General features: G+C 60.2%; 15 protein-coding genes. 8 read left to right on the top strand and 7 right to left on the bottom strand.

Annotation, left to right across the window (positions count from 1 at the left end; all coding sequences use genetic code 11):
* Positions 1–16: 16 nt before the first annotated feature.
* Positions 17–4,357, bottom strand: a complete 4,341-nt coding sequence (locus KVG91_RS02565; RefSeq protein WP_169374365.1) for a dermonecrotic toxin domain-containing protein — start codon at positions 4,355–4,357, stop codon at positions 17–19.
* Between the two features lie 120 nt (positions 4,358–4,477).
* On the opposite strand from KVG91_RS02565, the gene KVG91_RS02560 reads away from it, so the two are divergent.
* Together KVG91_RS02560 and KVG91_RS02555 are read left to right on the top strand one after the other, a co-directional pair.
* Complete coding sequence (locus tag KVG91_RS02560) at positions 4,478–4,786, top strand: RcnB family protein (protein ID WP_169374366.1); 309 nt, start codon at positions 4,478–4,480, stop codon at positions 4,784–4,786.
* 76 nt (positions 4,787–4,862) lie between these two features.
* Complete coding sequence (locus KVG91_RS02555; protein ID WP_169374367.1) at positions 4,863–6,056, top strand: MFS transporter; 1,194 nt, start codon at positions 4,863–4,865, stop codon at positions 6,054–6,056.
* Here the strand turns inward: KVG91_RS02555 and KVG91_RS02550 are convergent.
* The 4 genes from KVG91_RS02550 to KVG91_RS02535 all read right to left on the bottom strand — a co-directional run bounded on the left by KVG91_RS02550 (position 6,019) and on the right by KVG91_RS02535 (position 9,306).
* Complete coding sequence (locus KVG91_RS02550) at positions 6,019–6,291, bottom strand: DUF1652 domain-containing protein (RefSeq protein WP_169374368.1); 273 nt, start codon at positions 6,289–6,291, stop codon at positions 6,019–6,021. The genes KVG91_RS02555 and KVG91_RS02550 overlap by 38 nt on opposite strands.
* A 103-nt stretch (positions 6,292–6,394) precedes the next feature.
* Positions 6,395–7,891: a PAS domain S-box protein gene (locus KVG91_RS02545; protein WP_169374369.1), complete on the bottom strand. Its 1,497-nt coding sequence runs from the start codon at positions 7,889–7,891 to the stop codon at positions 6,395–6,397.
* Between the two features lie 132 nt (positions 7,892–8,023).
* The gene (locus KVG91_RS02540) at positions 8,024–8,911 is read right to left on the bottom strand and encodes a nitrilase family protein (RefSeq protein ID WP_169374370.1); all 888 of its coding nucleotides are present in this window, start codon (positions 8,909–8,911) and stop codon (positions 8,024–8,026) included.
* A 149-nt stretch (positions 8,912–9,060) separates the two neighbouring features.
* Positions 9,061–9,306, bottom strand: a complete 246-nt coding sequence (locus KVG91_RS02535) for a DUF6124 family protein (protein ID WP_169374371.1) — start codon at positions 9,304–9,306, stop codon at positions 9,061–9,063.
* A gap of 590 nt (positions 9,307–9,896) precedes the next feature.
* On the opposite strand from KVG91_RS02535, the gene KVG91_RS02530 reads away from it, so the two are divergent.
* The 6 genes from KVG91_RS02530 (at position 9,897) to KVG91_RS02505 (ending at position 19,362) form a co-directional block, all read left to right on the top strand.
* The gene (locus KVG91_RS02530) at positions 9,897–10,241 is read left to right on the top strand and encodes an FKBP-type peptidyl-prolyl cis-trans isomerase (RefSeq protein ID WP_169374372.1); all 345 of its coding nucleotides are present in this window, start codon (positions 9,897–9,899) and stop codon (positions 10,239–10,241) included.
* 12 nt (positions 10,242–10,253) lie between these two features.
* A complete protein-coding gene (locus tag KVG91_RS02525) occupies positions 10,254–10,853 on the top strand; it encodes a GNAT family N-acetyltransferase (protein ID WP_169374373.1) in 600 nt (199 codons plus the stop codon).
* 678 nt (positions 10,854–11,531) lie between these two features.
* The gene (gene mgtA / locus KVG91_RS02520; protein WP_169374374.1) at positions 11,532–14,237 is read left to right on the top strand and encodes a magnesium-translocating P-type ATPase; all 2,706 of its coding nucleotides are present in this window, start codon (positions 11,532–11,534) and stop codon (positions 14,235–14,237) included.
* Between the two features lie 316 nt (positions 14,238–14,553).
* Positions 14,554–15,180 carry a response regulator transcription factor gene (locus KVG91_RS02515; RefSeq protein WP_169374375.1) on the top strand — a complete coding sequence of 209 codons (627 nt, stop codon included), beginning with the start codon at positions 14,554–14,556 and terminating at the stop codon, positions 15,178–15,180.
* Position 15,181: 1 nt separating this feature from the next.
* Entirely contained in the window at positions 15,182–18,799 is a 3,618-nt protein-coding gene (locus KVG91_RS02510) for a transporter substrate-binding domain-containing protein (RefSeq protein WP_169374376.1), read from the top strand.
* A 134-nt stretch (positions 18,800–18,933) separates the two neighbouring features.
* The gene (locus KVG91_RS02505) at positions 18,934–19,362 is read left to right on the top strand and encodes an ANTAR domain-containing protein (protein ID WP_169374377.1); all 429 of its coding nucleotides are present in this window, start codon (positions 18,934–18,936) and stop codon (positions 19,360–19,362) included.
* Here the strand turns inward: KVG91_RS02505 and dkgB are convergent.
* Both dkgB and KVG91_RS02495 read right to left on the bottom strand, forming a co-directional pair.
* Entirely contained in the window at positions 19,359–20,177 is an 819-nt protein-coding gene (gene dkgB, locus KVG91_RS02500; protein ID WP_169374378.1) for a 2,5-didehydrogluconate reductase DkgB, read from the bottom strand. The two genes, KVG91_RS02505 and dkgB, sit on opposite strands and share 4 nt — an antisense overlap.
* Positions 20,178–20,441: 264 nt before the next feature.
* The gene (locus tag KVG91_RS02495) at positions 20,442–21,524 is read right to left on the bottom strand and encodes a 3-deoxy-7-phosphoheptulonate synthase (RefSeq protein ID WP_169374379.1); all 1,083 of its coding nucleotides are present in this window, start codon (positions 21,522–21,524) and stop codon (positions 20,442–20,444) included.
* Between the last annotated feature and the right edge of the window lie 228 nt (positions 21,525–21,752).

The raw sequence follows: 21,752 nt of genomic DNA, 5'->3' as shown, positions 1-21,752 counted from the left end.
CGTCGCGCCAGGCGTTTCAAGGTCGGAAGATAAAGGGTTTAACGTCCCATCCTCCGCTGAGTTGGGCACCGCCTATGAGCGGGACCAGATGCCCGTTCGCGCGGGCTTGCTCAAGTATTTCCCTTACGACTGACGACTGGCGCAACAGCTGGGAGGCCGTTGGGGGCTCCGGGACGTAGTGACGGGCCGATACCAGGGCGGAATCCGTGCGGTTTACGGTCAGCCAATACACGGTGGGGCGTCCTTCGCGGCGAAAGATCAACTCATTGGCATGGCGGGCGCCGAACATTTCATAGTGACTGTCTACCAGCAAGGCTCGGATCAGCTCTCTGACGCGTCTAATGTTGGGCGTCGCTACCACATTGGCCGTCAAGCTGGCGTCCACGCGGTGGGTCCGGAACCAGACGATGTCAAAGCGTGCGGTTGAGTGCAGTGGCCACGCACGTGCGTGCGGTATTTGCGGCACGGGCGTAAGCAGCGTCAGCGGATCGCTCATCAGGGTCGAGGGCAACCCTGGCGGTGCCGCAGCCGTGTGGCGCGACCAGATGGTCCAGTCGTGCAGTGTGCGTATCAGTCGGGAGTAGCCGCTGGCATTCAGTCCTGTCGGGCTGCTGTGGTTGAACAGTGCCGCCCCCAGGCGGGTAAGCGAGTGCGAGGTGATGCTGGGGAAGATGCGGCTCAGTTGGCGCGCCACAGGGGCGGGAAACGGCAACTGCGAGCTGATGAGCCAGCGCTGCAGCGAACCGCTGTATTCCACGATCCTGGGTTGATCGTAGGGATAGCGGTGCAGGAGGTCTTCGAACTGCACAAATGTCGAGCAGGCGCGGTCGCTCGGGACGATAACGGCTCTGGACCCGGTGACGGCGGACGCTTCGCCGCCCGCCAGGATCGGGTAATAGCGGCCATCCATCTGCACGTATTCGGTGGACACCTGGCCCGGCGTGACGTCGCGCTTGCGCCAGATCCCCGAACGTCCAGCGACCGCCTCTACCGCTTGGGCATCGAAGTGTTGCCCCCAGTCGATAAAACGCTCCTCGGGTGGGCGTGCAGGTCGCGATGCAGGCAATCCGGTTGGGGCGTCCGGCGCACGGCTGGGCCCCGGCACAGGCTCGATGGCCACCGGCATCGAGCCGGGCACCTCTCGCCCCTCCAGCCGGATCCTGAGACGCTCGGATGTCACCCTGAGGTATGGGATAAATTCATCGAGCTGGTTGGGCGCGTTCCTGAGCTGCTGAACCAGGGCGGTCTGCAGTTCAAGCTCACGGTGTACCGGAAATACAAACGAATCCAGTACTCGCTGGGCCTGTGCCGGATTCAGGTGAGGGAACAGGTCCATCAGCGCTCTTTGCGGTCCGGTCGGGAAGGGCGCGCCGCCGCGCAGGCCCAGGTGCGGCGAACGAATTTCCCACAGGCCTTGCGGGTTGCGATAAAGCGGCTGGCCTTTATAGGCACTGGGTGCGCGTCTGGGGTCCTTGAGTCGCCATACCTGGGCATCGCTGTCGCGGGCGATTGAATACCAGCGGCCGTTTTCCTCGAGGAAGTGCCGGGGCGCCTGGTAGGTGCCCGCTTCCACGACATCCCGTACGTAAATGTGCTGCGTCTCCCAACCTTGCAGAAGCTTGACATCTTCAGGCGGTTTTTTCAGCGCCAGCTTGCGGTCCAGACCTGAGCGCGCGCTCGTCAGCGTACGCGGGCGTGCCAACTTGGCGCCGCCCACGGCGCCGTCCAGCACCGCGCCCACCAACTCGCCCAGTGCCCGCACGATGTACTGCGCAGCGCCTGCGCGATCACCCTGTTGCGCCGAGTCCACGGCATTGATTACCGAGAGGCAGCTTCTGGCCAGGCCGATGGGCAGCATGACCTTCACCGGAAAAAACATCGTCGCAATGTCCAGGCCTGCCGTTATCAGCGTCGTGGCGCTTTCGTAATTGGCTTCCTGGGTGCTGGTTGACTGCGCATTCGCGTCGTTGATCACCGCCGACGCTTCGGTCTGGTAGGCCTCTTCGAGGACGTTATCGGCGATGCGCGCCAGGGCGATGACCGGATCTTTGGCGCCGCCTTTGAGCAACTGCCTGATTCTGCGTTGCGCGGTCAGGGCCACGCGGCCGACCAGGTAATCCTGCCAGGCGCTGTGGTTGATGAAGTCTCGGTGCATGGCGGAGGCATCAGTGTATTCGTGAAACACGCGCCCGCTTGGGCTCATGGGAGTGTAGACCACCCGCGAGGCAACCCCCTGTGAAGCGGCTGAAAACACCAGCACGCCGCGCACGCGTTCGCCGCGCAGCTTCAACGCGTTGACGATGATGCGATGCCCTTCGACGCGCGCGCGTTTGTCGTCATCCGTCGGCCCGGCAAGCACACTCGTCACCCAGTTGAAGCCTCGGTCCAGTCGGTCCGCCAGGAAGTCGCCGGCGATTTTTGCCTCCAGCGCGTCAACCTGCAGTTGCAGCGCCATGACCTCGGTGTAGCGTTGCTGCTCGGCCTGGGCCGATGGCGAGGTGATCAGGCGTGCCTTGAGAAACTGCTCGTAGCTGTTGCCGATATTGACAGTGCGCACCAGGTCTTTGACTTGCGCGACCGTCAACGCGGTAAAGGGCGCCTGTTTTTTATCGGTCAGGCGGGAAAAGTTGGTGAAGTTGAGGTCCAGCCACTCGATATTTTCCAGGGCAAGTTCAGTCAGCGTCAGTTCACGGGTAGTGAAGACCGGCGTGCCCGGCGCGGATGGCTGCGGTTTGCCGCCGGCCACGTAGCTGCCGATCAGCCGTGGCGCATAGGTTTTGGTGTGGATGAGGATGTCATCCGGGTCGACCATCAGGCCGTGTTCGGCCTCAAGCACCCGACGCAGTTGTTCATTGCTGTACGCCAACAATGAAGCCGGGTCGCTGTACTGCGACAGCGATGGCAGGGCTTGCGGTCCGGATAGCCTCAGCAAGTGCTCGGCGTAAGCGTGTACAGCCTGTTCCCATTGCTGTTTGTCGTCCGCGGTCGCGGCCTTGAGAAATTGCTCAAGCTGCCGGCGGGCCTTTTTCCGTTGCCGGGCGGCGAGTAAGCCGGCGGCGTCGAAAGCGGGCGTGATATCGGTTGTTCGGTCAAGGCTGTCGGGCAGTTGAGTGATGTCCAGTTCACTCGCCAGCCGCTGGTAATGGGCGACCATCCAAGTGAAGTTTTCTTCGACCTGGGTGCGTAGCGAATCAATGGCATCGCTGAAAACCGACTCCAGCCGTTCGGTATAGCGAAACTGCCCGCTGAGGTTCTGTTGCTGATGAAACGCCAGGCCGGAGGCCCGGTCGTACTCGCTCATCAGGGCCAGGATGTCTGAGAATTCGAGAGGGCTGTTCAAGCGTCGATGCAGTTCCAGGTCGAGGTTGGCCAGCGAGTCAAACGCCTCAAACCCGCTGGCCGGCAGGAATAAAAGCACCGGGCCGACGTTGGCCTGGGGTGCCACCTCTCGGGCCGCTGGCGTTTGCACCTCGTCTTCGGGGCGCGCCTGTGGCGTTTCGTGGTCGCGGGACGTGATCACAAAGGCGCCGTACAGCGGGATATCACTGGACAGCTTGTCCCTGACTGTCAGCCCGTAGGCGCAAGGCTTGTCGCCCTTGAGCGCTTGGCGGGACAGTGCATCCGGCGTGCGCGCGACCTGCATCAGCAGCAGCTCGCTCGCGCCCTCGACGACGCCGTCGATCTTGAGCAATTCAATCTCGGCCTTCATCAGCTCAAGCCGCTTTTCGCCCAGCCACTGCAGGCAGGAACGGGTGTCGGCACCCTCTGCGGGGCCGTCCCAGTACTCGGCCTGGTGTGCCTTGAACCGAGCCGTCAGGTCGCCGGCGAGGGTATTGAGGAAATCGTCGAACGCGGCCGGAGTGAAGCCCAGGTCCGGTGCGCTGTCTTCGCCGCTGGAACTGAGATGAAACGCGGTGGTTTGGTTGGCATAGGCAGCCGGCGTCTGGCTGGCAATGCGTTTGACTACCGCATCCATCAGCGTCGGCAGTAAAGGCTGTACGTCCAGGACTTGGGCTGCGGGCAGCGCTGTGTCCTCGGTGTCGTGCGATGAAACCTGGGCAGGTTTATCCGGCGCATCGACCGGGGCCGCCGCGTCGATGCGGATGAAGGTTTTGTCCACGGCCACCGGCGCGGGTAATGTCGGGAATGTTTGATTGAAGACGTGTTGCACGCACTGGGCAAAGGTCGGCTGTTGCGCCAGTACTTCCAGTATCTGGGCGTTCAGCGTCTGGATTTTTTTCGTCAGCCGGCTCGTCAGCGAAGTATCGCGAGCGTTGAGCGCAGAGATCAAGGGATCTGGGGGGAGCAGGGTGCTGTAGCGCATGAAGATGGCCTGGAAAGCGAAGTGAATGGCCATGTTGCCGGGCGTTTGATCAACCCATGCGTTACACAGGTAGTGCGCCGCACGTTCGGGCTGAATGATTTCGCGCGGCAGCGGTCCGAACCTGGGTACGCGTCATTCATTCAAGGAGCACCCATGAAATCCACATCCCTCGTTGCCTGCCTGCTGGTCGCCGCCAGCCTGTCCACCGCAAGCTTTATCGTGCAAGCCGGCGATACCCCTCAAGAGACCGTGCAGCCTTCGAATATCAATGCCCGTGACCTGAAAGAAGGTGACCGCGCCCCGGATATGCTGATGCGCAAGGAATCGGCGCTCGGCGACTGGAAAAAGCGCGGGCTCAAACAGCCTGAGGACGAGAGCCAGTGGACGCGGGTTGGCGATAAATACGTGCTGCTCAAGACCACCAACGGCACCATTCTTGAGATCACACCCGTGAAAAAATGACGGTGCCCGTTGCGCCTGCTCTGGGTTAAGGTAACCGGCTTATAAACGCCGCGTTACCTTCAAGAAAGAGAGCAGGATGCTTGCCACAATAAGAAACTACCCTCGCACCGTGAACCTGTTGCTGAGCGCCACGTTGATGCTCACGCTGGCCAAGGCCATCACGTTTCCGTACCTGGTGATCTACCTCACGAGCCACTTCGATCTCGACATCACCCAGGTCGGTCTGGTCATCGGCAGCTCGCTGATCGTCGGCTCGCTCCTCAGTGTGTATGGCGGATTCCTGGTCGACCGCATCAACAGTTATCGCTTGCTGCTGGGCCTGAGCGTGCTGTTTGTGCTGGGTTTCATCGGCACGGTGCTCGCGCAGCATATCTGGGCGTTCTACAGCTGCCTGATCATGATCAACCTGGCTTACGCGGTGATCGATATCGCGGTCAAAGCCGGCTTCGCCAGCCTGTTGCCTGAAGGTGCGCGCAGTGAAGTGTTTTCCATCAAGTACACCCTGACCAACATCGGTTATGCCGTAGGGCCTTTTTTTGGCGCGATGATTGCCAAGCTGGACATCAGCTTGCCGTTTATCCTCTCGGCGCTGCTGGGGGCAGGGTTTTTCCTGCTGTATTGGCGTTGGGGGGACCGCACGCTGGCCACTGTCGATGCGGCGCAAAAGCCGATTCCGTTCCTCGCCGTCGGCCGCGTGTTGCTGCGCGATCGCCGCCTGGTGTGCTTCACCCTCGGCGGCGTGCTCAGCGCCGTGGTGTTCGGCCAGTTCGTCGCCTGGCTGTCGCAGTACCTGGTGATCACCACTACGGCTGAATACACCTACACCGTAATCAGCACCGTGCTGACCACCAACGCAGTGCTGGTGATTGCCTTGCAGTACGTGATTGGGCGGCGCATTTCCCACCGCTACCTGGGCCAGTGGCTGATCGCCGGCTTGGGCATGTTCATGCTGGGGATCATCGGTTTCGCGCTGGCCAATAGCGTGCTGTGGTGGGTGCTGGCGATGGCGGTGTTCACCGTGGGGGAGATCATTGTGTTTCCCGCCGAGTATATGTTTATCGACCGTATCGCTCCGGATCATCTGCGCGGCATGTACTACGGCGCGCAAAACCTGTCCAACCTGGGCGCCGCCCTGGGGCCGGTGTTGTGTGGGCTGGTGCTGGCCAGCCTGCCGCCGCAGGCCATGTTCTACATGCTGGGGGCGTTTATCGTTGGGGGCGGGGTGTTCTATTTCATCGGGGCGTCGTTGAAGGCCAGTCATCCAGCGTGAGCTTGCCCACGGTGTTGCTTTGCAATTCGTAACGCAGTTCTTCCACCATTTTTTCGACTTCTTGCGGGGTCTGCAGCCGGTTGGTGCTGATCCCGGTCACCACCAGGTCGACACGGCCGGTTTCGGCATCGTAGACCTTGAGGGTGAGGGACGCGTCCCGGCACAGGGTAAATTCACACGTCAGCGGCGACAGGCCTTCTTCGATGCAATTTCGCAGTTGGGCGAGGGTAAACATGTGGCTTCCTTCGGGGACGAATGTTCGACCCCTGAAGGTTATTGCTTGCCCTGCACGCCAATAAGGCGAATTCGCACTAGGCGCACTAGTGCATTTGCACTTTTCATGAGCGCTTCTTGAGGCGCACTTCACCGGCAAACAGCCCGCGTTCCCGGGCCCAGACGATGGCGGCGCTGCGGCTGTGCACCCCCAGTTTGGAATAGACCGTGGCCACATGGTTACGCACGGTGTTGGGCGCCAGTTTCAGGCGCGAGGCGATTTCCTTGTCGGCCAAGCCTTCACAGATCAGACCCAACACATCGCGTTCACGGGCCGTGAGGTCAGTGAATGCGATATTCGGCTGGTTAGGGCTGTTGACGCTCTTGGCGTTGGCCAGTTTTTCGATGAGTGTCTGGCTGAACCACGAGGCGTCCTGCATCACTTCCTCGATGGCGGCCACCAGTTCCAGCTCGGAGCGTTTGCGTTCGGTGATGTTCATCATCACCAGCAAGTAGCACGGCGCGTCCTGGATGAGCACGGTGTCGGCGGACACTACGCAGTCGATCACCTCGTTACCTTTCTTGCGCACCTTGAGATCCAGACCATCGAGGTTGCCGGACTTTTCCAGGGTGGCGAACAGGTGGTCGCAGGCAGACTTGCTGTCGATAAAGTCGATGTCTTCGATGGACTTGCCGATCAGCTCTTCGCTGATATAGCCGGTGATGCTCATGAAGGCTTCGTTGACGTCCACCACCTGCCGGTTGTCGGCGCTGCACACCAGGGTCGGCACCGGCGTCAGGCGGAAGGCCTTGGCAAAGCGTTCCTCACTCTGGCGCAGGGCGATTTCTGCTTTGCGCCTGGGCTCCAGGTCCATGAAGGAAAACAGCATGCAATCCTCTTCGTTCATGTCCAACGGCTGGCCGGCGACAATCACCAGCTTGGTGCCGCCTCTGGGAAGCCTGAGTTCGGCCTGCATCTGGGGGATGGTCGCGCCTTCGCCCAGGCGCTGGATGGCCAGGTCCTTGCGTTCGGCCTGCTCCAGCACATCTAGTTCATAGACGGATTTACCGATGACCTGGTCGCGGTTGTAGCCGGTCATCTCCAAAAAGCCCTGGTTGACCTTGATGTAGCGCAAGTCGCTCAGGCGGCAGATCACCGCGGGCGCCGGGTTGGCGTTGAAGGTTTTTTCGAAACGCTGCTCGGCACTGGCCCACTCGGTGGCGTCGCTGAGGATCAGTACCAGCAACTCCGGTTCGCCCTTGGCGTCGGTGATGACCAGGCTGCGCACGCGGTGCACCCAGGTCTTTGCCTCATCGTCGGCGGGCGTGACTTCCACCACCACATCGCTGAATTCATCCCCCGCTGCCGCTCGGGCAAGGGGATAGCTGTCCGGCTGCAGGGGGTGGTTGTTGCGATAGCGCAGGGTGAAACGCTCGGCATACTGCTGCCCATCGGCGCCCAGCCCCATCACATCGCCCACACCGTGCATGGAAAGCGCGGCCTCGTTGGCCCACAGGATAGTTTGATCGACCTCGGCCAGAATCACGCCGTCGGACAGCCCGGAGATGATCTGCTGCAGTTGGCGGCGGTTGGTTTCTTTGGCGAGGACATCCTGGGTCATAAGTTCTCCTGGGGTTGGGCGCATACGCATGAAAGTTAGGACATTTGTGCTTCAGGATAGTGCAGAGAAATCGCGCGGGGACGGGGGTGCGAATGCACTGGGGGGTGGTGCATCTCGGCGCGCCTTCTTCGCTTAGCGTGGAAACGCCGGATGCCGGTCGTACCCAAGCATCTGGTCGTAAAGATCAATGCGTCGATCCCTTTGCAGATCGTTGAGGCGGTTCCAGATCGGCGCGCTACGCGCCGTACTCAGGTCGATATTGGCAAACAAAATTTCCTGGCGGTCGGCCGACGCTACCTGGCCGATGGGCCAGCCATTGGTGCCAGCAATCAACGAACACCCCAGGTAGCGCGCATCGCGCTCCTCACCGATTCGGCTGGCGGCAGCAATAAACACGTTATTGACGTGTGCCGCCGTCATCGTCAGGTAGGACGCCATGCATCTTCCGGCCTCATCGAACAAAGGGGGCGGGGTCCATACCCAGTTGTTCAGGCTGCAAATGATATCGGCGCCTTGCTGGCTGAGAATGCGCGGTACTTCGGGAAACCAGATGTCCCAGCAGATCAGCATGCCGATACGCCCGATGGGGGTGTCGAAGACTGGGAAACCTGTGTTTCCGGGCGTGAACCACAATTTTTCCAGATTCCAAAGATGAGCTTTGCGGTACTTGCCGATAAACCCGTCCGGGCCTATCAGCACGCTGGTGTTGAATAGTTGCACACCATCGATTTCGCTCAGGCCCGCTGCCAGATAGACCTGGTGCCGGGAAGCGAAATCGATCCACGCCTGCATGCTTCGCCCCTCAGGAACGACTTCGGCATGCTCAAAGGCATCTTGGCGGTTGGCGAAGAAATAACCGCAGTTTGAAAGTTCCGGTAGCACGATCAGATGGGCGCCGCCGTTCGCAGCTTCCGTGGCCAGCTCAAGGCTGCGTCGCAGGTTTGCCGTGCGGTGCTGCGTTCCGACTTGGGGATCAAACTGCACGACAGACACACGGACAGGGCTGGTAGCTTGGTTCATTGCAGGGACTCTTATGGGGAATGCTCTCCATAAGAGGCGATAGGGCGGTAGGGCGTAAATCAGGTGCTTCCGATTGGATTGTCGGTAGGCGGCTGCCAATCGCGAGCGTTTATTCGCGGCAAGAAGCCAAGCCTCTTGCCGCGCCGCGCTTAGCTCGGCTGCATGCACTCCAGCGACCGGTCCACCATCACACTGGCCATGTCCACCAGATGCATGACCGAAAGCACCAGCGTGCGTGAAGTACCGTCCAATTGATCACCCGCGGTCTGTGCGGCGACGGCCGCGCAACGCAACACGCTGCTGGCGTGAGCCAGGGCGTCTTCGAAGCTGAGGTCTGGGGTGGTGGTGAAGAAGTGCGGTGCTGAAGCGGGTGGTGCGGGGACAGGGTTGTCCATGGCTCAACTCCTAATCTAAGTTGGAATGTCACCACCATCGCTACCAAACGACTTTAGGGTGGTGACCGTACGCAGATTGGTAGACCGGTGATTAGGACCCGGTGCACCCGAAGGTGCCCTGCGCACGGCCACCATAACGCAGGGCCGAAAAAAAGCGCCTTGCAGAAGGGGGCGCTTAGCGCCTAATCACTCGTGGTCTACCAAACCCCGAGTCACTGAATTGGCAGTGACCGACGAAGACTAGCCACGTGATTCGAGCGGCGCAAGCGGTTGGGATTCTCTCGGAAACGTCCTGCGAGTTAAAGGGAAATGTCACTGATGCGGCGCTTCCCGCACTTGCCAAACACACCTGATTCCGGGAAAACTTCAAGGCTTTGTGCATCCAACGCATAGGTATCTATACACCATTATCGTAGTGAGCGGGCTTGCCCCGCGCTGGGGCGCGAAGCGGCCCCAAACCAGGCGACATGGGTTTATCCTGCGACTCCGCGGTGTCTTTATTGGGGCCGCTTCGCGCCCCAGCGCGGGGCAAGCCCGCTCACTACATGTTGCGCGTGCGTGTATATACCCAGGCATTCAACGAGAACCCCATGAGCAACAACGAACTCCAAATCACCGACATCCGCCCCGGCACCGGCAAAACCGTGGTCAAGGGTGCGCTGATCACCACCCAATACACTGGCACCCTGGAAGACGGTACGGTGTTTGATTCTTCCTGGGAACGCGGCAAGCCGTTCCAGTGCGTGATTGGCACCGGGCGGGTGATCAAGGGCTGGGACCAAGGGCTGATGGGCATGCAGGTCGGCGGGGTACGCAGCTTGTTCGTGCCGGCGCACCTGGCCTATGGCGAGCGGTCGATGGGCGCGCATATCAAGCCCAACAGCAATCTGCGCTTCGAGATTGAGTTGCTGGAAGTGCTGACGCGGGATGATTAAAGGCGGGTAAACATGGACGTTGATTCATATGTGCTGCCGGGGTGCTTCCTTAAGGGCATTCAGGTGGTTGAGTTGGCCTCCAGTGATGAGGCCGAGCTGCAGCGGTTTTTTGAGCGGGCGCCGGATTATTTCATCGCGGTCAATGGCGAGCCGGCCACGCCGACGCAAGCGCACGAAGAACTGCAGGAGCCATTACCCGCCGGGTGGACCTGCCGCCGGATGTATTGGCTGGGGTATCGCGATGCTGAAGGGCGGTTGGTCGCGGTGGTGAACATTGCGGCGGATTTGTTGGCCCTCGGCGTCTGGCATATCGGGCTGTTGCTGGTGGATGTGCGTCTGCATGGCTCCGGGCTGGCGCAACGGCTGCATGCGGACCTTGAGGTGTGGGCTGTGCGCAACGGCGCGCGATGGTTTCGGTTGACGGTGGTCATCGGCAATACCAGGGCCGAACGCTTCTGGCCCAGGCTTGGGTATGTGCAGGTGCGCATCCGAGAGGGCGTCACGATGGGGCGGCAATTGAATAATGTGTCGATTCAGGTGAAGGCGCTGGCGAGTGGCCGGGTTGATGAGTACCTGGCGTTGGTTGAGCGGGATCGACCTGCGACCGCATAGTCAGGAATGTACATCGTCCCCTGTGGGAGCTGGCTTGCCTGCGATGCAGACAGCTCGGTACATCAGGCATACCGAGTTGACGCCATCGCAGCATAGGTATCTACACAATTTTAGCTCGACCCTGAAACTCCATTGAATGGGCCGTTGTGGCGAGCGGGACAAGCCCGCTCGCCACAGAGAGATCTGTCAGCCGTTGAAAGCTGTGTAGGTATCTATGACCATCGCAGGCAAGCCAGCCCTCACATGGGTTCAAATAAGCGCTTCCTGAACCCATCCTGAAGAATCCTCTTATTCCCCGCGCGGGCACTTTCCTACGGTTTGGTCGGGGCGTAAGCTTCGCGCGTTTTCATCAATTGCGGAGACCCTCAGTGGGTACTTGTTCGAGTGACAGTAGTCGGCCGGTTCTGGTAACCGGCACGGACTTGGCAAGGTAACGCGCATGCTTTCGATGCCGTTGTCTCGCCAATAAAAAGCGAGAAGCGGCATCCCGGCAACGGCCATTCCTGGCCGTTGCCCCGAATCCCTCTCATCGACGCTGACCAGCACCTGACTGACCTCGGGATGCTACGGACGCGCCTGCCTTTTGCGGCGGGCGGGCCAAGCTGACTGTGCCTATGAAGCGGGCGCGGTGCAGACGGCCGTACCTGCACGACGGTTTCCTCGCGCAGGAGTAACACCATGAACTTCACTGTCTTGAAAGAGTTCTTTGCCGGCTTTCTGCGGACCCGGCACATCGCCCGGCATTTCCGCCGCCTGGCGATGCTTGAAACCGTGACCGACGCCAGCGTCAGCCGCGAAGTACCGCCGACCCTGGCGCAAACCCTGGTCGCTGCGGCCAACAACAGTGCTGTGCAATTGCTCGGTACGCTGGGCAGTCATGGCGAGGGTCTGAACACCCAGGAAGCCGACGCACTGCGCGTGCAATACGGCCTCAACGAAGTCGAGCACGAGCAGCCGCTGCCTTGGTGGATGCACCTCTGGCACTGCTACAAAAACCCGTTCAACCTGCTGCTGACGCTGCTGGCGGTGATTTCCTGGCTGACCGAAGACATGAAGGCCGCCACGGTGATTTTCTCCATGGTGGTGCTGTCGACATTGCTGCGTTTCTGGCAGGAGGCCAAGTCCAACAAGGCCGCCGATGCCCTCAAGGCGATGGTGAGCAATACCGCCACGGTGCTGCGCCGGGACGAAGCCAAACGCGTCGAATTGCCGATCAAGCAACTGGTGCCGGGTGACCTCATCGTGCTGTCGGCTGGGGATATGATCCCCGCCGATTGCCGCGTGCTCACTGCCAAGGACCTGTTCGTGAGCCAGGCGGCAATGACCGGGGAATCGATGCCGGTGGAGAAGTTCGCCGAGCAACAGGACGCCAAGACCCGCAACCCGCTGGACTTGGAAAACATCCTGTTCATGGGCACAAACGTGGTGTCCGGCGCGGCGACGGCGGTGATTCTGACCACCGGCAATAGCACCTACTTCGGCGCATTGGCACAGCGCGTCACGGCCACCGACCGCGCGACCACCTCGTTCCAGCAGGGCGTCAACAAGGTCAGTTGGTTGCTGATCCGCTTCATGTTCGTGATGGCGCCGTTGGTGCTGTTTATCAACGGCTTCACCAAGGGGGATTGGACCGAAGCGCTGCTGTTCGCGCTGTCGATTGCCGTGGGCCTGACCCCGGAAATGCTGCCGATGATCGTCACGTCCACCCTGGCCAAGGGCGCGGTGTTTCTGTCGCGCAAAAAAGTCATCGTCAAGCGCCTGGATGCGATCCAGAACTTCGGCGCCATGGACGTGCTGTGCACCGACAAGACCGGCACGCTGACCCAGGACCGGATCTTCCTGGCACGCCATGTCGACGTGTGGGGTAAAGAGTCCGACGACGTACTGGAAATGGCCTACCTCAACAGCTACTACCAGACCGGCCTGAAAAACCTGCTGGACGTGGCGGTGCTGGAGCACGTGGAGGTCCATCGCGAGCTGAAGGTCGGCACTGCGTTCCACAAGGTCGATGAGATCCCGTTCGACTTCAACCGCCGCCGCATGTCGGTGGTGGTGGCGCAGCAAGGTTTACCGCACTTGTTGATCTGCAAGGGAGCGGTGGAGGAAGTGCTCTCGGTGTGCAGCGCTGTGCGCCATGGCGAGACCAACGAGGCACTGAGCGACGAATTGCTGGCACGTATTCGCCAAGTCACCGCCGCGTTCAACGAAGAAGGCCTGCGCGTGGTCGCCGTGGCGGCGCAACCGATGGCGCCGGGGCGCGACACCTACAGCCTGGCGGATGAGAAAAACCTCACGCTGATCGGCTACGTGGCCTTCCTCGACCCGCCGAAGGAAAGCACCGCGCCGGCCCTCAAGGCCCTCAAAGCCCACGGTGTCGCAGTAAAAGTGCTGACCGGCGACAACGAACTGGTCACCGCAAAGATCTGCCGCGAAGTGGGCCTTGAGCAACAGGGCCTGCTGATGGGCAACGATATAGAAGACATGACCGACGCCGAGCTGGCCAAGGCTGTAGAAATCACCAATGTGTTTGCCAGGCTGACGCCGTCCCACAAGGAGCGCATCGTACGTCTGCTCAAGGCCAACGGGCATGTGGTGGGCTTCATGGGCGATGGCATCAACGACGCGCCAGCGCTGCGCACGGCGGATATCGGTATTTCGGTGGACAGTGCGGTGGATATCGCCAAGGAAGCCGCTGACATCATCCTGCTGGAAAAGAGCCTGATGATTCTGGAGGAGGGTGTGCTGGAAGGCCGCCGTACCTTCGCCAACATGCTCAAGTACATCAAGATGACTGCCAGTTCCAACTTCGGCAATGTGTTCTCGGTGCTGGTGGCCAGCGCGTTCATTCCGTTCCTGCCGATGCTGCCGATGCATCTGCTGGTGCAGAACCTGCTGTACGACATTTCACAGATCGCGATCCCGTTCGATAACGTCGATGCAGAAATGCTCAGCAAACCACAACGCTGGCAACCGGGCGATGTCGGGCGTTTCATGCTGTTTTTCGGGCCGATCAGTTCGATCTTCGACATCATCACGTTTTTGCTCATGTGGTACGTTTTCGATGCCAACACGCCCGACCACCAGACCTTGTTTCAGTCCGGCTGGTTCGTGGTGGGGCTGCTGACCCAGACGCTGATCGTGCACATGATTCGTACGCCGAAAATTCCCTTCCTGCAAAGCCGTGCGGCAATGCCATTGATGGTGATGACCGGGGGGATCATGGCGGTGGGGATTTTCCTGCCGATGGGGCCGCTGGCGCACTACTTCAAGTTGCAGGCGCTGCCATCGCTGTACTTCGTGTTCCTGCCCCTGATCCTGCTGGCCTACATGGGCCTGACCCAGGCGGTGAAGGGCTACTACATCCGTAAGTTTGGCTGGCAATAACCGAGGATGCGCCCGTCAGTCCCCGCTGTCGGGCGTTCATCGCCACAAGGCCTACTATGCTATAGCGAGGAAAAGTCCTACAAGCAATTGAGACTATCCCTTCATTTTATAAGGCAAGCCATTGCTAAGGTTGCACGCTTGCGCCCCGGGAACAAGGGCGTAGCTCTACGTGTTTACCGTGCTTTATCAAAAGGAGGGGTCTGTACTGCCTGAAGTGTCATGCAGAGTAATCAGCACCGTTTGTCGGAACTGTTACTTCTCACAGGTAGATAGGTCCCGTGTGATATGTAAGCGTACTGATCCCTCGGGGAGTCTTATGAGCAAAGCGTTAATTGTTGATGATCACCCTTTTATACGCGCCACCGTGAAGTACCTGCTGAAGCAGGAAGGCTTCGATGAAATCTATGAAGCCGGCAACGGCGCCGACGCCATGCAGCTTGCGCGTGAGCAGCGCGTGGATCTGGTCATCCTCGACCTGGCAATGCCCAAGCTTGGCGGGCTTGAGGTGATCACTCGGATCAAGGCGCTGGGCCTGCCTTGCAAAATTCTGGTGCTGACCTCGTACCTGGCCGTGTTCTTCTCGACCCGCTGCATGCGTGCGGGGGCGATGGGCTTTGTCAACAAGACAGGTGAACTCGATGAACTGCAGAAGGCGATCAGGGCGATCAGGTCCGGTTACAGTTGCTTCCCCAGCGTGGCCACCAGTTCAGTACGCCGCGACGATTTGCAGACGACCGAAAAGGAACTGGTGGACGCGCTGTCCGACCGCGAATTGACGGTGCTGCAAAAACTCGCCCTGGGCCTGGGCAACAAGGAAATCGCCGAGGACATGCTGCTGAGCCACAAGACCATCAGCACCTACAAGACGCGACTCAAGGAGAAGTTGCGTATGTCCTCGGTGGTGCACCTGTCCAAGTTCGCTCAGCGCAATCATCTGATCTGAAATGAACACCGCGCGGCTGTTGATCGTCACGGTCATCTTGCTGACGGGGCTGCTGCCCGGTGCAGCGATGGCCCTGGATGAGCCACATGCACTGCGGCTCTTCGGCCATTCCACCCTCGAAAACCCACGCCTGGAGCTTGAAGAAAGCGACTGGCGCTGGCTGCGCGAGCGGCGCCTGCTGGTGATGGGGGTGTCGGCGCCGGACTACGCACCTTTCGACCTGAGCAACGACAATGATTTTGAAGGGATCACCGCTGACTATACGTGGCTGGTCAGCCTTATTTTAAACATCCCTATCGAGGTCCGACGCTACGACACCCGCGATGAAGTGATTGAAGCACTCAAGCGGGGCGAGGTGGATCTGGTCGGCTCGGCCAATGGCTATGAAGCGGCGGATACGGACCTGGTACTGTCGCGCTCGTATGCCAATGATCAACCCGTACTGGTGACCCGTGCGGGTGACAGCCATTCATTGAGCGCTGACCTGGCGGGCAAGCGTGTAGCGATGCTCTACCACTACATGCAGCCGGACGCGGTCCAAGCCTTTTACCCGAAGGCGCAGTTGCTGCTGTATGGCTCGACCCACCAAGCCATTGGCGCCGTGGCGTTCGGCCAGGCCGATGTCTATCTGGGCGACGCCATCAGCACCCGCTACCTGATCAACAAGAACCATCTCAATAATGTCCGCATGGCAGATTTTTCCGCACTGGAGGTCAACCCGTTCGGGTTTGCTTTCACCGAGGACAACATCCGCCTGCTGAACATCATCAACGCCGCGCTGGCCGTTATCCCGGCTGGCCTGCAGATGGAAATCCTGCGCCGCTGGAGCGCCGGCGACAGTGGTTTCCTGGCCGCCGACCGGTTGCGCCTGAGTGAGAATGAGCAGCGCTGGATGGAGAAGCATCCAAGGGTGACCGTTGCGGCGCTCGACAAGTTCGTGCCGCTGTCATTCTTCACTGAGCGAGGGCAGTTTGTCGGGTTGAGCGACGAGCTGCTGTCGCGGATCAGTTTGCGCACGGGTTTGAAGTTTGAAGTGGTGCAGGGCAGTTCGCTGTCTCAACAGATCGACGAGGTCAGTAGCGGTAAAGTGGATATGCTGGCGGTGATCACGCCGAGCGTCGAGCGCTCGGAAAAGCTGAGCTTTACCCGGCCGTACCTCTCCAGCCCCTATGTGCTGGTGGCGCGCGCCGGAGACGAGCACTTGGTGACGCTGGAGGACATGCCCGACAAACGCCTGGCGTTTATTGGCGGCAACAGCCTTGCCGCGCAAATTGCCCGAGCCTATCCAGGCATCGAATTTGTCAATGTCGAGAACCCTGAGCAGGCCATGGATTTGGTCGCCAAGGGCGGTGCGGATGCAACCGTTATTTCGCTGATCAGTGCACGCTACATGATCGCGCGCCATTTCCGTGATCGCTTGCATATCACCAGTACCGTCGGTACGGAACCCGCGCGGATTGCCTTCGGTGTCAATCGCAGCCACCTGGAGCTGCACTCGATCCTCGAAAAGGCGCTGTTGAGTATCACGCCGGAAGAAATGGACGAACTGACCAACCGCTGGGGCAGCGAGATAATTATCGAAGACAGCTACTGGGACCGTCATCGCGACGTGATTATCCAAGGGTTCGGCCTGGCTGCGCTGCTGTTGCTGATCACACTGGGCTGGGTGCTGTACCTGCGTAATCTGATTCACAAGCGCGCCCAGGCCGAGCGGGCCTTGAGCGACCAGATGCGTTTTATGAGCGTGCTGATCGATGGCACGCCGCACCCGATTTACGTGCGTGATCGTCAGGGCCGCTTGATGGCTTGCAACAACGCTTACCTTGATGTGTTTGGCTTCAAGCTGGAGGACGTGATTGGCAAGACCGTGGTGCAAACCGACACCGGCAACCCGCCCCAGGCGCAGTCGTTCCATGCCGATTACTTGAGCCTGATGGAGCGGGGCGAGCCGCAGATTCAGGACCGTGTGCTCAAGGTTCCCGGTGGCGGTGTGTTGACCATCTACCAGTGGATGCTGCCGTACCGTGACAGTAACGGCAACGTCGTGGGCATGATCGCCGGCTGGGTCGATGTCAGCGAACGCCAGCGCCTGTTGGGCCAGTTACAGGAGGCCAAAGAGGAGGCCGACGCCGCTAACCGTGCCAAGACCACCTTTCTGGCAACGATGAGTCATGAGATCCGTACGCCCATGAATGCGGTGATCGGCATGATCGAGTTGGCCCAGAAAAATGCCGAGCAGGGCCGCGTCGATCAAGATGCGCTGGAGGTGGCGTCGATGGCGTCCCGGAGCCTGTTGGAACTGATCGGTGATATCTTGGATATTGCGCGGATAGAGTCCGGCCACCTGTCCCTGACCCTGGCGCCTGCCAACCTCCGCGAACTGTTGGCGTCCGTGGCGCGCGTCTTCGAGGGGCTGGCGCGGGACAAGGGGTTGACGCTGCAAGTGGAGTTCGACCCGCTGACCGACCGACAGGTGCTGATCGACCCTCTGCGTTTCAAGCAAGTGGTGTCCAATCTGCTGGGCAATGCCATCAAGTTTACCGCCGCCGGCCAGGTGCGCTTGGGCGCCCAGTGCCTACCGGCTTTGCCCGGCGATCAGTTGAAACTGAGATTGTATGTGGAGGACACCGGCATTGGCATCAGCGCCGAAGACCAGCAGGGTTTGTTCAGCGCGTTTTTCCAGGCCAGCAATAATGAGCAATCGGCGCGCAGCGGCTCCGGCCTTGGATTGGTGATCAGCCGCAACCTGTGCGAAATGATGGGAGGCCAGTTGCGCTTGAGCAGTGTGCTGGGCAAAGGGACGCGGGTGGACGTGACGTTGGCGCTGACGGTGACCACGGCGGCACCGGTTTCCCCGCCTGACGAACGTGTTCCACCGACGCAGGCATTGAACCTGTTGGTGGTCGATGACTATCCGGCAAACCGGCTGCTGCTGTCTCGACAGTTGAGGTTCCTGGGGCATGACATCGTCACTGCCGAAGATGGCGCCAAGGGCTTGGCACTGTGGCTGGCCGGGAGCTTTGATGGGGTAATCACCGACAGCAACATGCCGGTCATGGATGGCTACACATTGGCGCGTAATATCCGAGCCCAGGAGAAGCAGCGTGGCCTGGCACCCTGCCTGCTGTTGGGTTTTACCGCCAATGCACAGCCGGATGAGACCGAGCGCTGCAGGCAAGCGGGCATGGACGGTTGTCTGTTCAAACCGACCGGGCTGGATGATTTGCGCGCGGCATTGGCCTCGCGCACTGCAGCAGCCGTCAGGGATGAGCACGAACCCGTGTGTGATTTAAGCGCGCTGACCTCGTTGACAAGCGGCGACGCTTCTGTGCTCGACGAGCTGCTGGCGGCTCTGCTCAGTAGTCTCGCAGAGGATCGCTCGCGGCTGCTGACGCTGCAACAGCATGAGGCGGAATTCGCCACGCTGCATGACTTGGCTCATCGCATAAAAGGTGGGGCTCGCATGGTCAAGGCCCAGGCGTTGGTCAATTGCTGTGAAGCCTTGGAAGGCGCATGTGAAAATGCTGACCGCGATGCAGTGACGCCAGTGGTTGAGGCTTTATGCACAGCGATCGACGGTTTGCGGCATAGCCTGAGCCTGCACATCAAGCGGGACTGACGCCAATGGATAGCCATTCGGTGAATTTGGGAGAACTCCTACATGGAACGGGAACAAGCCTGATTTTGCCTCCAGGATATGTCTGGAAAATGGGCCGCACTCACTGACGAGTACTGCCTGCCCAGGGGTTCGACATGCCAAACAAAGCACTGACCATCCTGATTGCCGATGAACAGCACCTGCAACGTCTGCACATCGAAAAAATGCTTAATCGGTTGGGATACCACCGGATCGTACCGGTGCAAACCTTTGAAGAGGTGCAATTGCTCACCGCCATACCGGCACAGCCCTTTGACGTACTGATCATCAATGCCGCGCTGGCGGTTGACACGTGCGGACCCCAGCCCCAGGCGCATCATGTGCTGATCTACGATCATCTGGACCTGGGCCTTGAAGCGCCCGGCGGTACAACGCCTGCGGTGCTGGTGCGGTTGCCCGGCGTACCGGACAATGTCAGCCTTGAACACTTCATGGACATCATCGACCCACCCGCGGCCACTACCGGCCTGCGGGTGTTGCCTTGGCTGCGGGAATTATCCCGCACAGCCGTGCCAGCGGCTTAATCCCATCTCGGTGCGATACCCTTGGGGCTGGTCAGGCGATGGCCGCGATCCAGCCCGGCGAGCTGCTCCATGTCGGCAGCGCTCAAGGTCAGTTGCAGGGCCTTGAGGTTGCTTTCCAGGTTGGCGCGTTTGGTCGACGACGGAATGACCGCATAACCCAACTGCATGGCCCACGTGAGGGCCACTTGTGCCGGCGTAGCGTTGTGGCGCTCAGCGATTTGCTGGATCACCGGGTCCTTGAGCACTTCGCCGTAGGCCAGGGTCATGTAGGAAGTGATCTGGATACCGTTGGCGGTCGCGAACTCAACGACCTTGCGATTCTGCAGGTAGGGGTGCAACTCGACCTGGTTGGTGGCGATATGTTCTGCCCCAACGGCAGCAATCGCTTGCTTCATCAGGTCGACCGTGAAATTGGAAATGCCGATCTGGCGGGTCAGGCCCAGGCGCTTGGCTTCCAGCAGTTGGCCCATGAATTGGGCGACGGGCACCTGGTCTTCCGGCGACGGCCAGTGGATCAAGGTCAGGTCCAGGTAGTCGGTTTTCAGTTTGCGCAAGCTTTCACGCAGGCTGGGAATCAACTGGCCTTCGGCGAAATGGGTGATCCAGATCTTGCTGGTGATAAACAGCTCGTCGCGCGCAATGCCGCTGCCCGCAATCGCCTGGCCCACCTCGGCTTCGTTCTCGTAGATCTGCGCGGTATCGATGGCGCGATAGCCCAGTTCCAGGCCGGTGCTGACGGAATCGATCACCACCTGGCCTTGCAGGCGGAAGGTGCCAAGGCCGAAGGCCGGAACGTTTTGCGTTGAGATAGACATCAGTAACTCCTGAAGGGTTGTGAACAATGGAGTCGAGTATCCGCCCGTCGTTCCTTAGGAAAAACCGCCGAATTCGAAAAGGACTTTTTACCTCAGGACACAAATCTTCAGGTGCGCAGGCTTTGTACTGAATCGCACACAGTCCAAATGTGGGAGCGGGCTTGCTCGCGAAGGCGGTGGGTCTGTCAGTACATCTGTCACTGATACACCGCTTTCGCGAGCAAGTCGAATCGTCGCACCGCCGCTCCCACATTTTGATCTTCATCAGTCGGTTGGTTTGTGCTGTTTGCGCAAACGCTCGGCCGCACTGCGCAACAACTGCTCGGTGGCATTCCAGCCCAGGCAACCATCGGTCACGGACACGCCGTATTTCATGGATGCGCTCAACGGTTGGCAGCCTTCGAACAGATGACTTTCGAGCATCATGCCGATCAGCGCCGTGTCACCCTGTAGTCGTTGCTCCAGTACCTCGTTGAACACCGTCGGTTGACGCAACGGGTCTTTGCCGCTGTTGGCATGGCTGCAATCGACCATGAGGCGCGCTGCCACCTTGGACTTGGCCAGATCTTGCTTGACCTGCGCCACGTTATGCGCGTCGTAGTTCGGCCCGCGGTGGCCGCCGCGCAGCACCAGGTGGGTGTCCGGGTTGCCCGGGGTCTGGATGATCGCCGGGTGGCCCTGGCTGTCGACACCGAAGTGGCGGTGCGGGTGGGCGGCCGAACGCATCGCGTCACAAGCAATCGCCACGCCGCCGTCGGTACCATTCTTGAAGCCCACGGGCACGCCCAGGCCGCTGGCCATTTCGCGGTGGATTTGCGATTCGGTGGTGCGTGCACCAATCGCAACCCAACTGAGCAGGTCATCGAAGTAACCGGCGGCCATGGGTTGCAGCAGCTCGGTGGCGACCGGCAGGCCCAGGCGCAGCATTTCGCGCATCAGCTCGCGGGACAGGGTGAGGCCGGCGGCCATGTCGTCGCTGCCATCCAGGTGCGGGTCGTAGGCCAGGCCTTTCCAGCCGATGGTGGTGCGCGGTTTTTCGACATAGGCGCGGATCACCAGCAGCATCTGGTCGCTGACTTCAAGCGCGAGCTTCTTCAGGTTGCGCGCGTATTCCATCGCCGATTTCGGATCGTGGATCGAGCACGGACCGACGATTACCAGTAAACGCGAGTCTTCGCCATGGAGAATGGCGTGCACGGCTTGGCGATGGGCATGGACTTGTTCGTTGAGGAACGGGCTGAGGGGCAACTGATGCTTGAGTTCGAGGGCGCTGGGCAAGCGCTGGGTCAGGGCTTCATTGGCGCTGGTCAGGGTGTGGATCGGCAGAGCGGCGGTGGCGGAGTTCATATTCAAGGCTTCCTGGGCAAGCGGCGGGCTGGTCCCGCGCGCTTGGCCCTACTGGGGTGTTCGACAATTGGCCGGGTTGGCGACGTGTGTTGGCTTGCCACCAATAGGTGACCGATCGGAGGCGGCAGGCTGTCCCGAGCGGAGCTGGCTAAATCGCCATGCGGTGCAGATGTCGTAGCGGTAATAGGTGGCGTAGTTCATGTGTAGGTCCTTTAAGTGTTCTTGCAA

Origin of the sequence: Pseudomonas azadiae (genome assembly GCF_019145355.1) — a bacterium.
GTDB lineage: Bacteria > Pseudomonadota > Gammaproteobacteria > Pseudomonadales > Pseudomonadaceae > Aquipseudomonas > Aquipseudomonas azadiae.
Note: the sequence above shows the minus strand (reverse complement) of the source record. Positions and strands in the feature narration are given on the sequence as shown.

Bases quoted from the DNA above. Each gene is read 5' to 3' on its own strand.
- KVG91_RS02540 (WP_169374370.1), bottom strand. From the start codon at position 8,911: ATGAACCAAGCTACCAGCCCTGTCCGTGTGTCTGTCGTGCAGTTTGAT.
- KVG91_RS02555 (WP_169374367.1), top strand. From the start codon at position 4,863: ATGCTTGCCACAATAAGAAACTACCCTCGCACCGTGAACCTGTTGCTG.
- KVG91_RS02545 (WP_169374369.1), bottom strand. From the start codon at position 7,891: ATGACCCAGGATGTCCTCGCCAAAGAAACCAACCGCCGCCAACTGCAG.
- mgtA (WP_169374374.1), top strand. From the start codon at position 11,532: ATGAACTTCACTGTCTTGAAAGAGTTCTTTGCCGGCTTTCTGCGGACC.
- KVG91_RS02535 (WP_169374371.1), bottom strand. From the start codon at position 9,306: ATGGACAACCCTGTCCCCGCACCACCCGCTTCAGCACCGCACTTCTTC.
- dkgB (WP_169374378.1), bottom strand. From the start codon at position 20,177: ATGTCTATCTCAACGCAAAACGTTCCGGCCTTCGGCCTTGGCACCTTC.
- KVG91_RS02530 (WP_169374372.1), top strand. From the start codon at position 9,897: ATGAGCAACAACGAACTCCAAATCACCGACATCCGCCCCGGCACCGGC.
- KVG91_RS02550 (WP_169374368.1), bottom strand. From the start codon at position 6,291: ATGTTTACCCTCGCCCAACTGCGAAATTGCATCGAAGAAGGCCTGTCG.
- KVG91_RS02525 (WP_169374373.1), top strand. From the start codon at position 10,254: ATGGACGTTGATTCATATGTGCTGCCGGGGTGCTTCCTTAAGGGCATT.
- KVG91_RS02505 (WP_169374377.1), top strand. From the start codon at position 18,934: ATGCCAAACAAAGCACTGACCATCCTGATTGCCGATGAACAGCACCTG.
- KVG91_RS02495 (WP_169374379.1), bottom strand. From the start codon at position 21,524: ATGAACTCCGCCACCGCCGCTCTGCCGATCCACACCCTGACCAGCGCC.
- KVG91_RS02565 (WP_169374365.1), bottom strand. From the start codon at position 4,357: ATGGCCATTCACTTCGCTTTCCAGGCCATCTTCATGCGCTACAGCACC.
- KVG91_RS02560 (WP_169374366.1), top strand. From the start codon at position 4,478: ATGAAATCCACATCCCTCGTTGCCTGCCTGCTGGTCGCCGCCAGCCTG.
- KVG91_RS02510 (WP_169374376.1), top strand. From the start codon at position 15,182: ATGAACACCGCGCGGCTGTTGATCGTCACGGTCATCTTGCTGACGGGG.
- KVG91_RS02515 (WP_169374375.1), top strand. From the start codon at position 14,554: ATGAGCAAAGCGTTAATTGTTGATGATCACCCTTTTATACGCGCCACC.